Below are 17,822 nucleotides of genomic sequence, written 5' to 3' on the forward strand. Positions count from 1 at the left end.
ATAACAAAGCATTTAAGAGTGATTCCCAACGCTTGGCATTTTTCATTCCATCGTTGGGTTTAGTGTTTACGGTGGTATGGTTTAGTTTTGTGGTAGCGTTGCTCACACCTTAATGCGGCGTTAGCAGTACAGGAGTAACATGGTTAAGCAAATATGGGAAATAACTCCCCAAGATATACAAGATTATGCAGTATGGCAGTTTGCCTCATGGAAAGATGATAGTCATGATGACACTGTCATTTGTCAAGCTAGCCAAGATGATGCTCTAGACCCCAACTCTAACATCATTGTCAGGGCGAAATTCGTCGATGCGAATGGTAATGAGTTTATTGGTTTCATTCATTACGGATTAGCTGAAGTCGAATATTCTCAACCCAATATGTTCGTAAATGGCAAAACCGTAGGCTTTTGGTTTGGCATTACGAAGCCCAATCATAATGACCTGATAAGACTAAACTTCCCTATAGTGATAACGTCAGAGTCAGTTTTTGGTTTAGAGCAGATTACAGTCACTATCGAAGGTTATAGTTATGTCAATGAAGCATCGGCTACTTGCGTAATGTCCTGCTAACAAATTGTTTAAGAGTGATTCGGCACGCGTGGCATTTTTACCATGCGTCAGGTTTAGTGGTTAAGGTGGTATGCGGAAGCTTCGGTATTGCGTGCCTCACACCTTAACAAGGCGTTATGTGTTTTTAGGACAAAAATGGAAATTTTCGAAATTCAACTAGAAAACTCAATCGGTCCAGTCAAGCTTGGTATGACAGAAACTGAAGTGAGCAATGTTATCGGAGCTCCTGATTACATCTATGGTCATCGCCATCATTTTTTAGATGGTCTCATGGTAGATTTTGATAATGAAGGAAGAGTTGAGTTCATTGAAGCTGCGGCGTCTGAGTTGTTTTCAACGACATTGTTTGGCATTGACGTACATAGGACATTAGCGACTAATGTGCTCGAACGAGTTCAGCTAGAAGGTAATTATGATCATTCTGATCCAGAGTTAGGCTATAGCTACGTGTTTAAAGAGCTTCAGTTATCTTTCTGGCGTCCAACTCTTCCTGACCTAGAAGAAGGTGAAGGGTTGTACTTTCAATCGGTTGCAATTGCTTCCGAGGGTTACTTTGAGTAAACACATAACAAAGCATTTAAGAGTGATTCGCAACGCTTGGCAGTTTCGCTTCGCTCAAGTATAGCCAAGCGCCGCTCACACCTTAATGCGGCGTTATGTGCTTGGAGGTCGAATGATAAAAATTGGGCATACAGGAAAAATTGTTCAAGGCGATGATTTAGGTCGTGAAGTCCTAGTTATCGATGATTCTGAGAGTACAGGTGGCTATATCATTTCTGTATCTGAATCCTTTAGCCAGAAGTCCAATAATTGCTACGATAATTGGGTGGAGGATTATCAGGCTTTGAACGGCTACTTTGAAGAGTCTGGTTGGGAAGTTGATTGGTCTTGAATAAAAACTACAAGCTCCAGTTAATTTAATTCTAGATTACACACTTAGGTTTGAGGTCGTTGAAAGTACGCACATAACAAAGCGTTTAAGACGGATTCCCAACGCTTGGCATTTTTGGTTTGATTCAGCTTTAGTGTTTACGGCACAATGGTTTAGGTCGGGTGGTAGCGTTGCTCACCACTTAACGCGGCGTTATGCGCCTTTCGGAGAAATTTCGTGTTTGAGAATGAATCAGCATTTGAATCTTATTTGCGTGATCTGATAAAGAAGAGAATATGCTCAAATCATAAAGATTTAGAGCTTTTCGATAACAAGAAAGCTGTTGATATTCTTATCTGTCGTAATGGCGAGAAGCCTTCGCTATACTTTATAGAGGTAAAGTACCATAAAAAGTCGCATGGGCGCTTAGGCTTTGGGAGTTCAAGTGGCGGTGGCTTTCAGCCCGAAATAGTTGCGAAAGCTCCAGATTACTTGGAGTCAAACTTAAGGTGGATAATCGCTGGGGAAGGGCATGAAGGCACTGGAATTATATTTGTTCCATCGAGTGTAATAAGAAATTACGTTTCTGGTGGAAATGTTGGTCAAAAGTTTAATAATATTCAACAGAAAATATTCAAAGAAGTCGACGGGTTCAGTGAGGATGCATTGGTAATTGAACTTGAAAGTTGGTTAACTAGCTAGCACATAACAAAGCGTTTAAGACGGATTCCCAACGCTCGGCATTTTCGGTTTGATTCAGCTTTAGTGTTTACGGCACAATGTTTTGGGTGTGGCGGTCTGCGTTGCTCACCACTTAACGCGGCGTTATATTCAATGAGGTAGTATGAAGATTTACGTTAACGAAAGTGTGTTCGATTGGGACGTAAAAAAGTGCACAATTGAACCTCAAGGGAGTGAGTGGGAAAAGAGCTACATATATGTAAATCACGCTCAGTCTTTGTTAGCTATTGCCGATAATGGTAACTTTTATATTGATATTATATCCAACTTAAAACGCTCAATAGATCATCGTCTAAAGTTGCTATCTAAGTGTTACAATATTAAACACATATCAAAGCTATTTGGTGTCAAAGGTTCATTTGATACATTGTCAAAGTTGTCACTTGTCCGCAGGTTGATGGTGAACAAACTTATTGAATTAAGGAACAATATAGAGCATCAGTTCAGTGAGGCTCCGTCACATGATCGATGTGAAGAATATATCGAGTTCACGTGGTATTTCTTACGCTCTACGGATAGTTGGGCTAAAGAGGTACACAGTGATATCTATTTTGAACACCCTAATATTTCTCATTACTTCATTGAACTTGATTTTAATATCGAGAATGGATGGAATATTGAGTTTTCGGCTTGGCTTCCGAAAGAAATGTATTCAGAGGGTGAAAAAAATAAGTTCTATGAACTCGAAGTTAAAAAATTAGAGTTCGGGCATCAGTTTAGCGGTAAATTGGAAAGCAACCCGGATCTAAATTCTGACGAGCACTGGAATGCCTTAAAACAGGATGACTTGTACATTAATAGTGTACTAGTCCTATCTCCTGAACTTAAAAGACGCATTATCAAAGAGTATTTTGCGAAAATATGAATATAACAAAGCGTTTAAGACAGATTCGCAACGCTCGGTGTTTTCGGTTTGCTTTAAATTTAGTGTTTACAGCACAATGGGTTAGGTAAGGTGGTCTGCGTTGCTCACCACTTAACGCGGCGTTATGTTCTATTGGAGTTTTTATGCTGAGAGTCAAACTAACAAGAGATAGTGTATGTATGGGAGATGACTGCGTTGCTCACCACTTAACGCGGCGTTATGTGTAAGCAAGAGTTCAGGGAAAGAATGAAAGTACTTATATCAGGAGCCAATGGGTATATTGGTAGCCACGTGGCTAAGATGTTTGTCGAAAGTGGCTTTGAAGTTTCGACTTACAGCAGGACTAACGGTGTCTTACCTCCTGCTTGGAAGCTTACCAATGTGTCATCAGATTTCTCTGGTTACTTTGATATCGTTATAAATTGTGCTCGTCCACATTGGTCAGAGTTTTCGCCGGAGGAAATAGCTGATATAGAGTCCAAGTTGCTAACGCAGCTGGATAGACTAGCGGCTGACGGTGCGACAAAAATCCACACATCAGGCGTTTGGCTATTTGGCAATGCTTCTCACAATGATCTCAAAGAATTTAGGCTTAAGCCTCTAGAGGCGGTGAAACCGGACACAGTTACAATAGGTTATGCTATCAAAAAAAAGTGGCATGTCGTTTACTGTCCTAGCTTGGTTTATGGTGGGGAAAACTGTCAGCTAAAGCGGATTGTAGATTCCTTATCTGACCAAACTCTCCAAGTAGCGATGCCATCTCAAGGTTACAACCAATATATCCATGTTAATGACATCGCTCGATTTTATTTAGCACTGGTTCAAGGCAAACGTCCGGCTGCACAACACTTTATTGCTGAGGCTAAGGGGTATAGCCCCGAAGCATTTTCTCAATTGCTACTCAACTTTCGAATTATAAAGCAGGTTCACGAGAGCAGTTGGAGTGACTTTGAGAAATGTCATGGCTCTTCGGCAGTCGAAATTGAAAAACTAAATCTTAGCCTTCCAGTTAGTCTCTTGTTTGAATCGACTGAGTCATTAAGAAAGTACTTAGAAAATTACACATAACAAATTGTTCAAGAGGGATTCGCAACGCGTGGCATTTTCACTATGCGTTGGTTTTAGTGTTTAAGGTGGTATGCTGCGGCTTGGGTATAGCGTTGCTCACCCCTTAACAAGGCGTTATGTGAATGGAGGAAATATTTAGCAGTGAAATATCGTTTTAGCAGTACGATCGTGGGGTCATTAATGGCAGCCTTATGCTTAATTGCTTTTGGCTGGTTAATGGGAAAACAGGCACACTCAACTTCGTTCGTAAAAATCGCATTCCAATGGCTGGTTGATATTGGGACAATATTGGCAGGCCTTGGCACCTTGTGCGCTGCTTACGTTGGTTATCTTGCGTTAAGTGCGTGGAAGGTACAATCAAAAGGGCAATCAAGCATCACTCGGCTGATAGAGTGCCAAGAAGTTTTAGCTGTCTTGTGTGTTGAGGTTTTACCTGCGAATGTTTCACTGCCTCAGGAAAAGAGAAATGAACTCTATAGTTTGTTTGAACGACTGTTGGTTAACTTGGCTGTTTTATCAAGAACATCACCTCATAGAAATGAACTGCAAGGTATTCGGCAAACCTTGCTGGTTCCAAGTTATCGGTTTCGTGACTATGGTGTAATGTGGTCTGATGATAAAGAAAAGCTTAAGACCGCCGAGGAACGATTAATTAGAGTCATTGAACGTTGGTAGAATTCACATAACAAACTGTTCAAGAGGGATTCGTAACGCGTGGCATTTTTAATCTGCGTTGATTTTAGTGATTAAGGTGATGTGCGGTGGCTTTTGTATTGCGTTACTGACCCCTTAACCGGGCGTTATGTTTCCGAGGAGGAATGATGAGAATACTGCTTAGAAATCTAGCTCTATGGACGGGTATGGTGCTGGTTTTTTGTGCTTTGTTTGCTTCTTTAGATTTGATTAATACTAATTTCTTTGGGGTGATAGTGCCACCATTATTGATGTTCATATGTGGCGCAGTATTGTGCGTTCTAAGTGTTAACTTGTCGAAAAGTAATGACTCTGGTTTTGACGTTTTGGGTCCTTGCAGTAACGTTGAGAAAGACAGGTTACAATGGGAAGTTTACTCAATAACTCATAAAGCGGGTCTAATTGGGTTTTCAGTTTATGGTGCTGCCCTTCTTTCCTTAGCTGTGATACAAGGAAATATGGTGGTTGGTGTGTTGGGTATCGTTGCTAGTTTTTCTTTGTTCTCAAATCATTTCCGAGTTGTTTTCACTAACAGCAAGCACTTTCGTAAACATTCCGGTTGGGTCTATCTTTGCTTCTTGTGTGCCCCAATTGTTGATGAATTAACAGGTGATACTAGCTTTGGTTTTATTTCTGCTTTGTTTAGTCCGTTGGCTATGATACATATCTCATTTGAATGGTCTGAAGCGTACAAAAAGCTCAAGAAAACAAAAACATAACAAAGCATTTAAGAGTGATTCGCAACGCTTGGCAGTTTCGCTTCGCTCAAGTATAGCCAAGCGTCGCTCACACCTTAATGCGGCGTTAGTTTTCTTTTGGAGTTTACAGTGATGAATATTCCTGATTATTGGTTGGATTTTGTATCCAAGAACGATTTGAGTAATAAATCATTTGAGATCCCAGATGACTTTGATTTATCAGAGTTAGGGGCAGACTTTAAGGTATTTACACGTTCGGAAATTGAAGATGAAACTAGCCATTGTTATCCGGGTATCAACGTTGTTAAGTCTGGATATATAGCCGTTGGTGGCAGCTTATGTGGCTCTGGCGATCCATACTTTATCAATGTGAATGATGGCGAAAACGGAAAGCTCTATCGAGTTTATCACGACGATAATTCCGTCGATATTGTTGTAAATAACTACAAAGATATCTTGAATTTCGTGGAATCGGAAAACTAACAAATTGTTCAAGAGTGATTCGGCACACATGGCATTTTTGCTATGCGTTAGGTTTCTTTCTACTACTTTGGTTTATGATTTCAATCATGTTTTTATAACTATGAAATATGTATAGTTGATGGGTGTTTGATTGAGTATACAACTAGTTGGTTTAAATTGGCTGTTTTTGAATTATCTAAAATTACCCCATTCTTCCAAGTAAAAGTTAGAGGGAAGAAAAAATACAATCGTAAAAAATTTGGTAAGCTATTGTATAAATATTGTAACCAAGATGGAATAAAAAGAATAATAAAAATCGTACAAAACTATGAGAGACCGAGATCAAATATTTACGTCTTGGCGGTATATACATTACCAACTTGGTACAAAGAAAAAGGTAAGAATCTATCCGATATTCCTGAAAATATATTTAATAGAACTAATGAAATTATCATCATTAATGATGATGGTGAATATATATTTAGCTATTCTAGTGATAAGAAACTTCAAGATCTAATCGATAATATAATGAAAATACACTTCTGCAAGTTAGATATTGATATCAAGAAAATATATAATCTAATTAATGGCGATGAGTTGAAAATTAGAACTATGGGCTTGGTTAATACTTTCGGTGCGGGTGGTACAGCTGTAGAATCCAAGTCATATTCTGGTAAAGATACGAGGTATTCACTGACACCTTCATTTGATGCAGGTTATAGCTTTAACTTTTGTATCGCATCTTCAGAGAGCTCTGAACTTGGCTCCAGTGTTGGTTGTTCCGCCAAGAAAAGAAAGGTTTGGAGTGGTTGGTGCAAAGGGATATCGCAGTTCAACAAGAAGTGTGAGGTTTTAACTGAAATTCTAAATGATGACCTTGATTTTAGTTTACCCATACTTGTCTGTCCTGTAGAGCCTCCATCTGACCCACTAAATATTCTTTCACTTTATATTGACTATGTTGTTAGAGATAAAGGTAATTTATATTTCAATATAAATGGTGTAAACGTAATAGACTGGTTTATTGAAAGAGTTAGTAGTAATAAGTTTAAGATAGGAAATAGCCATAGTAATTTCATTTTGAATATAGATCTTAGCGATAATGTCCCAGAATTTTCGCTCGACAATACATCTGATGAAGTAAAGGTTTTTTTCAGTGATAAACCAGATAACACGACTAGAAAGCGTAAGACAGATTTCATTGAATATTTGAGTGATACAGCCAACTATACTTTATTGTTTGATAATGCTTATGCATATAGAGACGGAAGCCATTGGTTTGATAATCGATTAAGGTGCCCATTTACTGAAGGTATAGATAGTGCAATATCGTGGAACTCTGTCGATATAAAAAGTGAAGCACAGGCTCCAAGGTCCCCTTACACAAAGAATATTTCAGATGCTACTTTAGATTATATGTATAGCTTAATAACTCAAGAGGATGTGTTAGCTATCATCGAAGACAATGGAGCAAATGAGATTGCTGACCATATAGTGATTTGTACTAATAAAATAATTCTCAGTCATGAAAAATACTCTTCAAATCGACAGCAAGGTTTACGCGTGGATGACTTACAAGTCGTTGTGGCACAAGCTATAAAGAATATGAAGTATTTCTTTCCGTTGTCTTATTCAGATAAAAAAGAACGACTATTTTCTAATTCTAAATATTTAGATCTTTCAATTAAGGATGCAGATCAACTTTACGAGAAAATATTATTTTCTCTGGAAAGCCCGAGTGCAATGAATGAAGTCTGGATTGTTCAGCCGGGCATCTCAAACTCAAGGTTAAGAGCAAGCCCAAACAATAAAATCAATATACTATTGAGCTATGTTAATAGTATTTCTAAAACGAATAATTCGATGTTTAAGCTATTCTGCAACACATAAACCTAACAATCTGTTTAAGAGTGATTCGTAACGCTTGGCATTTTTGCTATGCGTTGCGTTTAGTGTTTAAGGTGGTTTGCGGCGGCATCGGTATTGCGTTGCTCACACCTTAACAGGGCGTTATGTTTTAGGAGAGTTTATGAACTTTTTAGATCCAGATACTTGGAGTAAGTACTTTTATTTCACTAAGAAAATAGTGAAAAAAGCAGGTGGGTTTTTAGTTGAATCTCGACTTTTTCGTTGGTTTTTCGTGTTCATTTTGTCGATGTTAATTTTACTTTCTCCTTATTATCTATTTTTCCAGCATACTGACAAGATATTGGATAGGAATACAGAGTATCTCCAGAAAAGCCGTCTATTAGACTCAGAGCAATTATTTTTGAGAACAGTAGATATGATACAAGTTTGCATTGATGCTGAAGAGACTACAGAAGAGGACAAAGAACTGAAGTCTTATTATTGCTCTGAAGCTTTCAATAGTTTTAAAAATGATGCGCTGAGAGTTAAACTAAAAGAAGATTATATAGATAGTCTTTACGATAAAAAGGCTTATGAATTCATGTTGGTTGAAGTTAAGCACTTTGTTAGAAGTCTAGAATCAGAAAAACTTCGAACAAGTGGATTATATAAACGACCACTAGAGCTAGATTTTCTTTTTTATAATTGGTTCTTCTACCTATATTTTTTGCTATCTGTGTTCATTTCTTTTGCTTGTACATATATTTTGCAAAAAGTATCCGTCGATAATAAAACATAACAAAACGTTTAAGACAGATCCCCAACGCTTGGCACTTTCAGTGTTAATTATTGGGTTTTGTGTTTATGGTGGTATGGTTAAGGTTCAGTGGTAGCGTTGCTCACTACTTAACATGGCATTAGCCCTCAAGGAGAAAATAAAAAATTGTTTGAAAATCATTTAAAAAGAACAAAGTTCTTGCTGTTTTTGCAGGGTATATCTGTTGCAGTTACTCTGTTTCTACCATTTACCTTGCTTGCCCAAGTAAATCAATTGAGCTCTTCGAGTCTTTTTCTCACATTTGCAATTGTTTTAGTGATGCTAAGCTTGAACTTGTCTAGTTTTTACGGGTTGTTAAAAAAGAAGCTTTGGGTATTTAAGTTAATGATCGCTCTTTATTTAATTCAGATTATAGGCATAGAGACTCCTAACTTTTCCTTAGCCTTTTCTTTTGGAGTTGAAGTACCGATAAGTGTGAATGTTAATGAAGTAACAGTTTCTCTAAACTTACTGGCAATCTTGGTGGTTTGGCTGTCGTATACAAGTCTTAACCTTTTGAAAAAGGGCTAACAAATTGTTCAAGAGTGATTCGGCACGCGTGGCATTTTTACTATGCGTTGGTTTTAGTGGTTAAGGTGGTATGCGTAAGCTTCGGTATTGCGTGCCTCACACCTTAACAAGGCGTTAAAAATCATAAAGTTTAATATGAGTTTGTTTGTTTTTAAAATACTAAATTTAGTTGTTTTGCTATTAAGTGTAGCTTGGTTGGTTAGCGAACCTGACTGGGAGCCTTTGGTTGTTTCGTTAGGATTCTTTATCACTTTTGTTGGTCAAGAGTATAAGCTATACAAGCAGCTAAGCCAACTCAATGTGGAGTTACCTAAAGTTCTAGAGAATAATGTAAGCCCGAGCGATGTTGAACTTTTTCAAAAGTTTAGAGAAGTATTACCATCTGACGGTGAAACTATAGATTTTCTGAAAGATCATGATTTAGGTAATTCATTTCATAGTGACAAGTTAAAAGGAATCGACCTTTTTATTTTGAACTGGAATAACGCCGATCATGAGTTCAGTAACAAACAGTTGGAAGATATCCGTATTACTTTACTAAATCAAATGGAGGAGTTTAGGAATAAACTTTCGTTGGCTATTCAATCACAAGGACATGGTTGGTTTAGTATTGGTCTAAATGATTTCGAAGATAGACCGGAAATGTTTGCTTTAAAAAATAAATTGAACCAAATGGCCACAGGTATTTTCGAAACTCATCAGCAATTAGTTAGAACAGGAAAAGTAGTCCTCTGCTCTTGATTTTTAACAAACTGTTCAAGAGTGATTCGCAACGCATGGCATTTTCACTATGCGTTGGTTGGTATGCGGCGGCTTCGGCATTGCGTTGCTCACCTCTTAACAGAGCGTTATACAACCGAGGCAAGCAGTGTGGCTGATAAATATAGCCAAGTAATTCCGCACAACAATCCCGCGACATAAAGCCTCATTGGAAAGTATGAGTTTCTTATATTTTTTTTAATGATGTTTGGAATATTTTTACTTAGATAAACTATCAGGGTTGGTGCTCCGGATAGTAGAAACAACAAAACTGCTCGAATAATTAGGTGTTCTGAAGAAAAAAAGTGATAACCCGAATTTAGTATGTATTTAGTTAACCATGTCCCTAGCAACGAACCAAAAGCAATAGTAGTAAAGGCAAGGTAGCTCATTAAGGAGCAAATCTTTGAGACAATGACTTGCTTATCTAGCAGCATAAACCTCCATACGATCGCTAGACAAGTTACTTGTAGGTACAGGATTACAGACAATACTGTTTCGGTCTTATCTGAGAATGAAGCATCAATAAGTTGTTGGACTGGAAATATGAGTGTTGTGCTAAAAGCTATAACCATTAACACAATGAATTTAATCATAGGTTTCTTGAATTTTTCCATGGATGGGGGCTTAAAACTGTTGACCTATCACATATATGAGGCTGAGACTTAAAAAAATCAACCACTTGCATAACAAACAATTTAAGAGTGATTCCTAACGCTTAGTAATTTTGGTGTAAAATTGGATTTTAGTGATTATTGTGGTTTTATCGAGTTACGTGGTAGCGTTGCTCACACCCTAATTGGGCGTTATATGAATAAGGAGGATATATGTATATGTCTCAAGCAAGAAAGGAATTTGAGTTAGCACTTTCAGATTCAGAAGAGTTAATAGCCTGTTATGACTCGATGAATCACTGTGATAGTGGTATGAGTCCACCAGAGGTGCTAAAACGAGCAACTTTGATCATGACTTTGACTGCTTGGGAGACGTATGTTGAAGATATAGCTTCCGAATTAATTAATGCTAAATATGGAATGGTTATGGGTTCTCAGGTTGGCAGCATAATAACAGGGCGATTGCATGATCATCTTAAAGTTTTCAATAATCCAGACTCTAAGAAAACTAAGGATCTATTCCAAGAGTTTTTCGGTATAGACGTTACTGAAAGTTGGGTTTGGGGTAACTTTCACACAGCAAAAGATTCAAGAACTGCGTTAAACTCTTGGCTTAGAAAGCGTGGTGAAGCGGTCCATAGAGCACAAATTGATAAACAGTCTTCTCATATAGTGAAGCGCGATGAGCTAGACAAGTGCATACGTTTTTTTCGAGAGTTAGTTGAAGTAACTGATAGGAAACTATTGGCGATATAATTCATATAACAAACGACTACGGCGCCATGTTCTACCCTAAGAAGTAACACTTTATGGAGGTAAGTATGAATATCAAAGAGTCTGATTGGAAAATCTTTTGTGAAATAAAGAGTGAAGCAGTGAAAGTGTTTTGTGCTCGTCAACTAGATGAAGCCATCAAAACGATTACTGATGAGGCAGAACCTGTAGGGGAAAGGTTTAACTTTATGTGCCAGCACTCCAAAGAATCTCAAAAGCAAATGAAGTTGATTTTTGATGGCCATTCTCGAAGCAATGCATTTATCCAGCTCATGCAAATGTGTGCGGAAGGCTTGGTTGCACCAGAAAAATTCGAACGCCTTTCAGAGGAACTCAAGAAAGACATTACGAGTATTCTAGAAAGAAGAGCCTAAGGAAAGTGGGCTAATCAGGCCGCTTCTTTTTCATAGCTGCAACCATCTCAATATTACTCCTTTTTATTCGCAAATTCGGATATCCGTTGCAATTCTGCTTCGGCAACCTCACTTTTACGAGTTTTATTATACGAGTTGTATTGAAAATCTTAGAGTTACTCGTTTTTTTCTCCTTCAAAACGCCGTTGATTTTTAAGCATTAGCACTAGAATCTGGATTGAGATTTTTTCCAAAAAAGTGTCAACGTTACTTTGTCAATAAAATCTCTCGTTAGCCCTTTAAATCCGTGCACTCTAGGTGAACTGAAAGTGTCACCTAGAGTGCATGAGGGTGGGGGTTGCGGGAGTTTATGCTTGTGATGCGACCAGAGCCCCAACATCACAAATTCTTGGACCCAAATTCTTCAATATTTTTGGTTTGTATAGACGTTCTATTAATTATTCGGATTCCGAATCCGTGATTTTTGGTCAGGGAAGTCGAGTGTTATGTTTTGAAAAGTGACTGTGCGGATCAGTGATAGCCTATAGGTCTTTAAAGTTCTCAATACTGGACTATTAGGTTTACTTGCTGGTGGGTAGTTCAGGCATGTTATGTCATTAAATGAGAATTGAAGGATTAGACTGGAAGGTGGTGTTAAGAATGAACGAAAGGCTAGAAGTGTTTTCTTGATCGCCTTTCAGTGTTGTTTGATTAACCTGGAGTGTATTACGTGGTGGTAAAGCCCAATCCAATATACATGAATGTAAGTAGGCGGCTCTCAGCACTAGCGAGTTATGCCAAAGGAGTAATTCTTATCCTAGATTGCTCTATTCGTTTAGAAATGCGTATAAGGCCATACAAGTAACATTCTAGATGCAAGTCAGTTTTGTTTTTTGTTTGAGTAGTGTGTTGAACCTAGCGAAAAAGCGGTCTAGTCTTATTGTTAGAAAAACTACTGTATAAGTCCACCTTTCGTCCACCCTTAATCCACCCAAGCAAGACTGGGATAAAGTGGGGAAGAGGGAAGTTGATTGTTTTCAGTGTATTGCGCGAGATTTACGACGTTTTTGAGGGCTCAAAAACGGTGAAACCCCGATGTTGGTAGCATCGGGGTTTCGAATTTCTAGATTTCTCGACTGGTAAGATCGATTATCTTTTCTATGCAGAAGGCTGGATTAATCCAATCTTATTCCTTGGTAGGGAATTAGATACGGATGAAGTCCATGTGCTCAACTTTTGGCTTGAACGCGTGACGTTGAACGTCTTGTGGCTTAACCTTAACTTCTGCGCCATCAATCAGTAGAGTGATTGCTTCGTAGAATTCAGGCTTATCCATTTGGTTGATCACTTCAGCGTGAACAAGTTCGATAGCTACAGCTTCAGCTTCGCCACCGTAGATTACAGCTGGGAATTTACCAGCGTGACGTAGGCGGCGGCTCGCACCTTTACCTAGTTCAGTACGTACTACTGCTTCAAATTTCATAGTTTTACTCTCAAATTAGTAAAAATTAACTTCACACCTCAATGCGACCTTGAGTGTGTGGTAATGCTTAGACACAAACGAGTTCATGCTTAAGCGAGCGCGGATACTAACATCACATTCCAATATGAGCAAGTAAGAAGCCCATCTCAAAGTGAATTTCCTTAGATAATGGGTTCATTTGGAGATAAAACGTTCGCTAACGCTTGTTTCGCGTATTTTAACCCCTTTTACAGCACCACTCTCATCTATTTATATCACTGCTAAATCATCAAGTTAATGAACGGAAAATGAATGTTTGCCTAAGACTTGGTTAAGGCTTGGTTCGTTAATCTTAGTGTTAATTAAACAGCAGAATGAATAGGTGAAAATATGGAACCGGTAAGCATTGTCGTAATTACGCTAAACGAAGAGAAACGCATTAGCCGCTTAATGGAAGAGCTGAGCGTGCAAACCCACCAAGAGTTTGAAGTAATTGTTGTCGACTCGAACAGTGAAGATAACACAAGAGAAGTGGCACAAGCTTATGAAAACGCGTTGCCAAAATTAACTGTTCATCATATGGAAAATCGTGGTGTGAGCCTTGGCCGAAACACAGGTGCGTCATTGGCGCAATACAACAGGATCCTTTTCTTAGATGCTGATGTGAGCTTGCCTCGAAATTTCCTTGCGAAAGCGCTTTACGAGCTAGAAGAGAAGAAGCTTGAAGTGGCCGGAGTGTACATGAGTTCGAAAGGTCTGCCGCTTGTGCACAAGTTTGGTTACGGGCTATTTAACGCAGGCTTGTTTACTACCCAGTTCTTTTTCCCAACGGCGATTGGCGCGTGTATTTTCTCGACGAAACGAGCGCATGATGAGATCGGCGGTTTCGATGAAGAGATCGTACTGTGTGAAGACTGTGACTACGTAAAACGTGCGAGCAAAACATGGCGATTTAGATTCCTGAATATGACTTTTGGCTTTGACCCACGTCGTTTAGACCAAGATGGCGTTGTGAAGACAGGCTCTACTTATCTTAAAGCCAATGTAAGACGCTTCTTTAAAGGCGAAATGCGTAACAACGAGATGAACTACAAGTTTGGTCACTACAAAGAACAGTAAGCATTGAGGTTGTTATGTTTGATGGACTAGGGCTTTTTCTGGGAGCATTGGGTGATGCTCTCATTGGCCCAAACCTATTTGTACCCGGAGAGCCCTTTTTTATCGCAGCGGGCTTTCAACTGTATTCAGGTGCATGGATGGCGTTGGTTTTGGTGATGCTAGGTGGTTTGCTTGGTGACCAACTCAGTTATTTCATTGGTTATAAATACGGTGCTAAGGCGCAACGAAGGCTCATTAAGTTTCGTCCTAAAACCAAAAGATTAATTGCGCGCTGCCGCTATCTGGTTGTTCGCAAAGGCACGTACATCATTCTTTTTGCTCGTTTGTTAGGGCCTATTGCTTGGGTTGTGCCATTTATAGCTGGCTCGCATCGTGTACCGTGGCGCAACTTCAGTGCATTAGCCGTTATCGGCTTGGCCCTTGGTGGCGGGCAGTTTGTTGCTTGGGGTATGTTACTGGCACACGGCGTTGAAAACTTTCCGTGGCTTAATAGCCTTAAGATATTTATCTCTGAGCATAATAGTTTGATCGTCGGGGTATTCGCGGTATTGGTTTTCACCATTATTGGTTATCGAATGAAGTGGCGACGTTTGGTACTTAAGTCGAGTGCGCTGTTATTGGCATGGGTATTGTTTGCAAACTACGCTCACTTTTTTTGGAAAGCGGATGACTTTCAGAATCAACCAGAGACGGCTCAAATAAACAAAGTCGACTGGAATTCGGTTACCTATAAAGCATTCCCAGGCAAATCGTCATTCTATTCAGCGCAAGCGATCAACGTCATTTATGTTGGCGCAACCCCAAGAGACTTAATGAAGCAATTAGGCTGGATAGAGAATCAAACATTCTCTCGAAATGAGATTGAATGGGCTGGTTATCTCGCATTGCTTAGAGACAAAACGCCACCTGTGTCTGATTTATATTGGCGAGATAAGCCACAAGATATGGCATTTCAATTGCCGGGTAACCTGATGAAGCGCAGCCATATTCGCTGGTGGCGTGCAGGTGTTGATATTAAAACTAACCAGCCCCAGTGGTTAGGCGCAATTAGCTATGACGATGGCCTTAAAGTCACGCCTTACTCAGGCATTGTGACCGTACTTCATAACATTGACCCTAATGTTGATGAAGAGCGAGATAGGCTCGCTAATCAGATACGAATGTCACTACCTGACATCGAGCTAGACAAGTACCCATTGGCAACGGTGGAAGTGATTAATGAAGATCATGACTATTATACAGATGGTAGGATTTTAATGATTGGATCAACGACCCTGAGTGATGATTCGCAAGCTTTGGAGGTTGCTGTGAACGATATATAGGGTCGTATATAAGGTCGATTGAACTAAGCCCTAGCATTGCGCTAGGGCTTATTGCGTTTAACTTTTACTGAACGTGGTTAGCCTTTGCTTAGTTTAAACACCAGAGAAGCTTTTAAGCCGCCCATTGAGCTTTTGCTGAGCGTTAGGCTGCCTCGGTAGCTGTGTGCCATTTCATTCACGATGTTAAGCCCCAAGCCTGTTCCTGGTGTGGTTTCATCAAGTCGAACACCACGTTTGGTCACTTGCTGAAGCTTCTCTTCAGGAATGCCTTGGCCATCATCTTCAATCACCAATTCAATGTTGCCATCGTCGAGTTCATTTGCATGGACACGAATTATATTGTTCGCCCACTTGTAACTGTTCTCTAGTAAGTTGCCGACCATTTCATCAAGGTCGGTTTTTTCGACCGCCACTTCAATCTCTGAGTCTAGCTCGTTAATCATGGTAATTTCGTTGGCAGCGTACACCTTATCAAACGCCATTGAGATAGCTTCAACACGCTCACAAGGTGAAGACTTCACCGAAAGAATGTTCATTGCACCCGCCATGCGCGCACGGCCAAGATGATAGTCTATTTGGCTTTGAATCTGATGAATAGGCTGTTGTAGCAGCGCCTTGTCATCCTCAGGAAGTCGTTCTATCTCATTTTTCAGAACCGACAGCGGCGTTTTTAATGCGTGAGATAGGTTTCCAGCGTGGTTACGAGCTCGTTCCAGTAATTCTTGGTAATGAAAAAGAAGAGCATTGAGGTCTGATACTAATGGCGAAACTTCTTTCGGGTAGTTATCGCTTAGCCCTTGCTGCTCGCCGTTTCTTAGCATCACCAGTTCGCGCTGCATTTTACTGAGCGGTAGCAGCGACCAACTGACTTGTATGCCGATCAACATAAGCACGCCAACAAACAACAGCATTAGGATTAACCAGACTTGGCCAGTAAGCTCGGTCAGTGTGGATTCTAGCGGATCTTCATCAATACCAATAGTAATCGTGACAGGGTCGCTCAGTTCAGGCAGGTAGATATCCTGCTCGATGTAAATCAGCTTTTCTTTCTCAGGCCCTTTGACTGATGTGTGAATCGGCGAACGCTTAATGGTGAGGTCTTTATCCCATAGCGAGCGAGATCGAATGATCTGTTCTTGGGTAGCGGCACGCCAATAAATACCACTGTAGGGCTGGTTGAACCTAGGATCAGACAGACGCTCTGCCATGATCAAATTGCCATTGTCATTGGTTTCGATATTGGCGGTTAACTCATCCATGGTTAAGCCAAGCTGCTGCTTCATATCATCGACGAGGTAGTCGTTAACCAGTTTCGGAATCCCTACACCTGCCGCTAATATCATCGCACCTAGCCAAAAAGCCGCAGCGAGGAGCAAGCGGCTTTTTAGACTGATGTTTTTAAGTGTTCGTTTCTTTAGATTCATGCATTTCTAGCCTGCCTTTGCTCATCGTGACTTATCAGTATTGCGACGATCAGAACAGGCTGTCCATTTAATTGGCTATTACACTGAGTTTTGTTGACGGTTGCTTATAGTGTAATTAGATAGGGCGCTATTCAGCATTCAGTTGGTAGCCAAGGCCACGAACAGTTTTAATGATCTTTGGTGCAATTTTTTTGCGAATACGACCAATGAACACCTCAACTGTGTTTGAGTCACGGTCGAAGTCTTGTTTATAGATGTGTTCAACCAGTTCTGTACGCGAGATAACCTTGTTTTGGTTATGCATGAAGTACGCGACAACTTTATATTCTAGCGCGGTTAGGCTAACCGCTTGGCCTTGCCATAATACTTTAGAACTGCGTGTGTCTAGGCTTAGGTCTCCTATTTGAAGTATAGGGGCAGCACTGCCTGACGCTCGGCGTAGTTGAGCACGAATACGGGCAATCAGCTCGACCATCTCAAATGGCTTAGTTAGATAGTCATCAGCACCTGCGTTTAAGCCCTCAACACGTTGGGTTAGTGTGTCACGAGCACTTAAGATAATCACAGGTGTGTTGATGTTTTCGTCTCGAATGCCTTTTAATACGGTTAGGCCGTCAAGCTTAGGTAAACCTAAATCGAGGACAATCGCGTCCCACTCTTCTGACGTTGCGCGGTAGAGTGCGTCGATACCATCTTGAGAAAGCTCTGGAACCCAGTCGGCTCCCTCAAGTGTTTCAATAATTTGTTGGCCCAAACGAGGTTCGTCTTCAACGACTAAAATTTTCATAATTGTTCTTCTTAATTATTGTAATGACTGTTCGTCGTGCTTA

The 17,822-nt window shown here is 40.0% G+C and carries 20 protein-coding genes; 17 read left to right on the top strand and 3 right to left on the bottom strand.

Going from position 1 to position 17,822, the window contains the following annotated elements:
• The first annotated feature begins 139 nt into the window (after nucleotides 1–139).
• From CWO13_RS17605 to CWO13_RS17705, 15 genes are all read left to right on the top strand, one after another.
• Nucleotides 140–571 (top strand): hypothetical protein, encoded by a 432-nt coding sequence (locus tag CWO13_RS17605; protein WP_102431689.1) that lies wholly within the window; start codon nucleotides 140–142, stop codon nucleotides 569–571.
• A gap of 135 nt (nucleotides 572–706) precedes the next feature.
• The gene (locus CWO13_RS17615) at nucleotides 707–1,132 is read left to right on the top strand and encodes a hypothetical protein (RefSeq protein WP_102431687.1); all 426 of its coding nucleotides are present in this window, start codon (nucleotides 707–709) and stop codon (nucleotides 1,130–1,132) included.
• Between the two features lie 112 nt (nucleotides 1,133–1,244).
• The gene (locus tag CWO13_RS23345) at nucleotides 1,245–1,463 is read left to right on the top strand and encodes a hypothetical protein (protein WP_146164381.1); all 219 of its coding nucleotides are present in this window, start codon (nucleotides 1,245–1,247) and stop codon (nucleotides 1,461–1,463) included.
• Between the two features lie 216 nt (nucleotides 1,464–1,679).
• Entirely contained in the window at nucleotides 1,680–2,144 is a 465-nt protein-coding gene (locus CWO13_RS17620; protein WP_146164382.1) for a hypothetical protein, read from the top strand.
• Between the two features lie 142 nt (nucleotides 2,145–2,286).
• On the top strand, nucleotides 2,287–3,048 hold the full coding sequence (locus CWO13_RS17625) for a hypothetical protein (protein ID WP_102562687.1): 762 nt from the start codon (nucleotides 2,287–2,289) through the stop codon (nucleotides 3,046–3,048).
• Nucleotides 3,049–3,294: 246 nt separating this feature from the next.
• Complete coding sequence (locus CWO13_RS17635; RefSeq protein ID WP_108083353.1) at nucleotides 3,295–4,116, top strand: NAD-dependent epimerase/dehydratase family protein; 822 nt, start codon at nucleotides 3,295–3,297, stop codon at nucleotides 4,114–4,116.
• A gap of 141 nt (nucleotides 4,117–4,257) precedes the next feature.
• Entirely contained in the window at nucleotides 4,258–4,791 is a 534-nt protein-coding gene (locus CWO13_RS17645; RefSeq protein ID WP_146164383.1) for a hypothetical protein, read from the top strand.
• Nucleotides 4,792–4,937: 146 nt separating this feature from the next.
• Nucleotides 4,938–5,528 carry a hypothetical protein gene (locus CWO13_RS17655; protein WP_108083296.1) on the top strand — a complete coding sequence of 197 codons (591 nt, stop codon included), beginning with the start codon at nucleotides 4,938–4,940 and terminating at the stop codon, nucleotides 5,526–5,528.
• Between the two features lie 111 nt (nucleotides 5,529–5,639).
• A complete protein-coding gene (locus tag CWO13_RS17660; protein WP_108083297.1) occupies nucleotides 5,640–5,990 on the top strand; it encodes a hypothetical protein in 351 nt (116 codons plus the stop codon).
• 156 nt (nucleotides 5,991–6,146) lie between these two features.
• Nucleotides 6,147–7,859, top strand: coding sequence for a hypothetical protein (locus CWO13_RS17665; protein ID WP_146164384.1), 1,713 nt, complete (start codon nucleotides 6,147–6,149; stop codon nucleotides 7,857–7,859).
• Between the two features lie 139 nt (nucleotides 7,860–7,998).
• Nucleotides 7,999–8,616 (top strand): hypothetical protein, encoded by a 618-nt coding sequence (locus CWO13_RS23350; protein ID WP_132982344.1) that lies wholly within the window; start codon nucleotides 7,999–8,001, stop codon nucleotides 8,614–8,616.
• 144 nt (nucleotides 8,617–8,760) lie between these two features.
• Nucleotides 8,761–9,165, top strand: coding sequence for a hypothetical protein (locus CWO13_RS17675; RefSeq protein WP_102431438.1), 405 nt, complete (start codon nucleotides 8,761–8,763; stop codon nucleotides 9,163–9,165).
• 135 nt (nucleotides 9,166–9,300) lie between these two features.
• The gene (locus CWO13_RS17685) at nucleotides 9,301–9,906 is read left to right on the top strand and encodes a hypothetical protein (RefSeq protein WP_108083300.1); all 606 of its coding nucleotides are present in this window, start codon (nucleotides 9,301–9,303) and stop codon (nucleotides 9,904–9,906) included.
• A gap of 845 nt (nucleotides 9,907–10,751) precedes the next feature.
• Nucleotides 10,752–11,294 carry a HEPN domain-containing protein gene (locus CWO13_RS17700; protein WP_108083302.1) on the top strand — a complete coding sequence of 181 codons (543 nt, stop codon included), beginning with the start codon at nucleotides 10,752–10,754 and terminating at the stop codon, nucleotides 11,292–11,294.
• A 65-nt stretch (nucleotides 11,295–11,359) separates the two neighbouring features.
• The gene (locus tag CWO13_RS17705) at nucleotides 11,360–11,686 is read left to right on the top strand and encodes a hypothetical protein (RefSeq protein WP_108083303.1); all 327 of its coding nucleotides are present in this window, start codon (nucleotides 11,360–11,362) and stop codon (nucleotides 11,684–11,686) included.
• A gap of 1,183 nt (nucleotides 11,687–12,869) precedes the next feature.
• On the opposite strand, the gene rplY is transcribed toward CWO13_RS17705, so the two are convergent.
• Nucleotides 12,870–13,148: a 50S ribosomal protein L25 gene (gene rplY / locus CWO13_RS17710; protein WP_048658383.1), complete on the bottom strand. Its 279-nt coding sequence runs from the start codon at nucleotides 13,146–13,148 to the stop codon at nucleotides 12,870–12,872.
• A gap of 369 nt (nucleotides 13,149–13,517) precedes the next feature.
• Between rplY and CWO13_RS17715 the strand changes: the two genes are divergently transcribed.
• Together CWO13_RS17715 and CWO13_RS17720 are read left to right on the top strand one after the other, a co-directional pair.
• On the top strand, nucleotides 13,518–14,246 hold the full coding sequence (locus tag CWO13_RS17715; protein ID WP_017079049.1) for a glycosyltransferase family 2 protein: 729 nt from the start codon (nucleotides 13,518–13,520) through the stop codon (nucleotides 14,244–14,246).
• Between the two features lie 14 nt (nucleotides 14,247–14,260).
• A complete protein-coding gene (locus tag CWO13_RS17720; RefSeq protein ID WP_108083304.1) occupies nucleotides 14,261–15,568 on the top strand; it encodes an LssY C-terminal domain-containing protein in 1,308 nt (435 codons plus the stop codon).
• 77 nt (nucleotides 15,569–15,645) lie between these two features.
• On the opposite strand, the gene CWO13_RS17725 is transcribed toward CWO13_RS17720, so the two are convergent.
• Both CWO13_RS17725 and CWO13_RS17730 read right to left on the bottom strand, forming a co-directional pair.
• A complete protein-coding gene (locus CWO13_RS17725) occupies nucleotides 15,646–16,992 on the bottom strand; it encodes an ATP-binding protein (protein ID WP_055318564.1) in 1,347 nt (448 codons plus the stop codon).
• Nucleotides 16,993–17,119: 127 nt separating this feature from the next.
• Entirely contained in the window at nucleotides 17,120–17,779 is a 660-nt protein-coding gene (locus CWO13_RS17730) for a response regulator transcription factor (protein WP_017060377.1), read from the bottom strand.
• Nucleotides 17,780–17,822 lie beyond the last annotated feature (43 nt).

It is taken from the genome of Vibrio sp. ZF 223 (assembly GCF_003050585.1).
GTDB classification, from domain to species: Bacteria; Pseudomonadota; Gammaproteobacteria; order Enterobacterales; family Vibrionaceae; genus Vibrio; species Vibrio crassostreae.

Coding starts and splice junctions, on each gene's coding strand:
- CWO13_RS17605 (WP_102431689.1), top strand. CDS start 140: ATGGTTAAGCAAATATGGGAAATAACTCCCCAAGATATACAAGATTAT.
- CWO13_RS17700 (WP_108083302.1), top strand. CDS start 10,752: ATGTATATGTCTCAAGCAAGAAAGGAATTTGAGTTAGCACTTTCAGAT.
- rplY (WP_048658383.1), bottom strand. CDS start 13,148: ATGAAATTTGAAGCAGTAGTACGTACTGAACTAGGTAAAGGTGCGAGC.
- CWO13_RS17730 (WP_017060377.1), bottom strand. CDS start 17,779: ATGAAAATTTTAGTCGTTGAAGACGAACCTCGTTTGGGCCAACAAATT.
- CWO13_RS17615 (WP_102431687.1), top strand. CDS start 707: ATGGAAATTTTCGAAATTCAACTAGAAAACTCAATCGGTCCAGTCAAG.
- CWO13_RS17725 (WP_055318564.1), bottom strand. CDS start 16,992: ATGAATCTAAAGAAACGAACACTTAAAAACATCAGTCTAAAAAGCCGC.
- CWO13_RS17625 (WP_102562687.1), top strand. CDS start 2,287: ATGAAGATTTACGTTAACGAAAGTGTGTTCGATTGGGACGTAAAAAAG.
- CWO13_RS17685 (WP_108083300.1), top strand. CDS start 9,301: ATGAGTTTGTTTGTTTTTAAAATACTAAATTTAGTTGTTTTGCTATTA.
- CWO13_RS23345 (WP_146164381.1), top strand. CDS start 1,245: ATGATAAAAATTGGGCATACAGGAAAAATTGTTCAAGGCGATGATTTA.
- CWO13_RS17720 (WP_108083304.1), top strand. CDS start 14,261: ATGTTTGATGGACTAGGGCTTTTTCTGGGAGCATTGGGTGATGCTCTC.
- CWO13_RS17660 (WP_108083297.1), top strand. CDS start 5,640: ATGAATATTCCTGATTATTGGTTGGATTTTGTATCCAAGAACGATTTG.
- CWO13_RS17655 (WP_108083296.1), top strand. CDS start 4,938: ATGAGAATACTGCTTAGAAATCTAGCTCTATGGACGGGTATGGTGCTG.
- CWO13_RS17715 (WP_017079049.1), top strand. CDS start 13,518: ATGGAACCGGTAAGCATTGTCGTAATTACGCTAAACGAAGAGAAACGC.
- CWO13_RS17635 (WP_108083353.1), top strand. CDS start 3,295: ATGAAAGTACTTATATCAGGAGCCAATGGGTATATTGGTAGCCACGTG.
- CWO13_RS17705 (WP_108083303.1), top strand. CDS start 11,360: ATGAATATCAAAGAGTCTGATTGGAAAATCTTTTGTGAAATAAAGAGT.
- CWO13_RS23350 (WP_132982344.1), top strand. CDS start 7,999: ATGAACTTTTTAGATCCAGATACTTGGAGTAAGTACTTTTATTTCACT.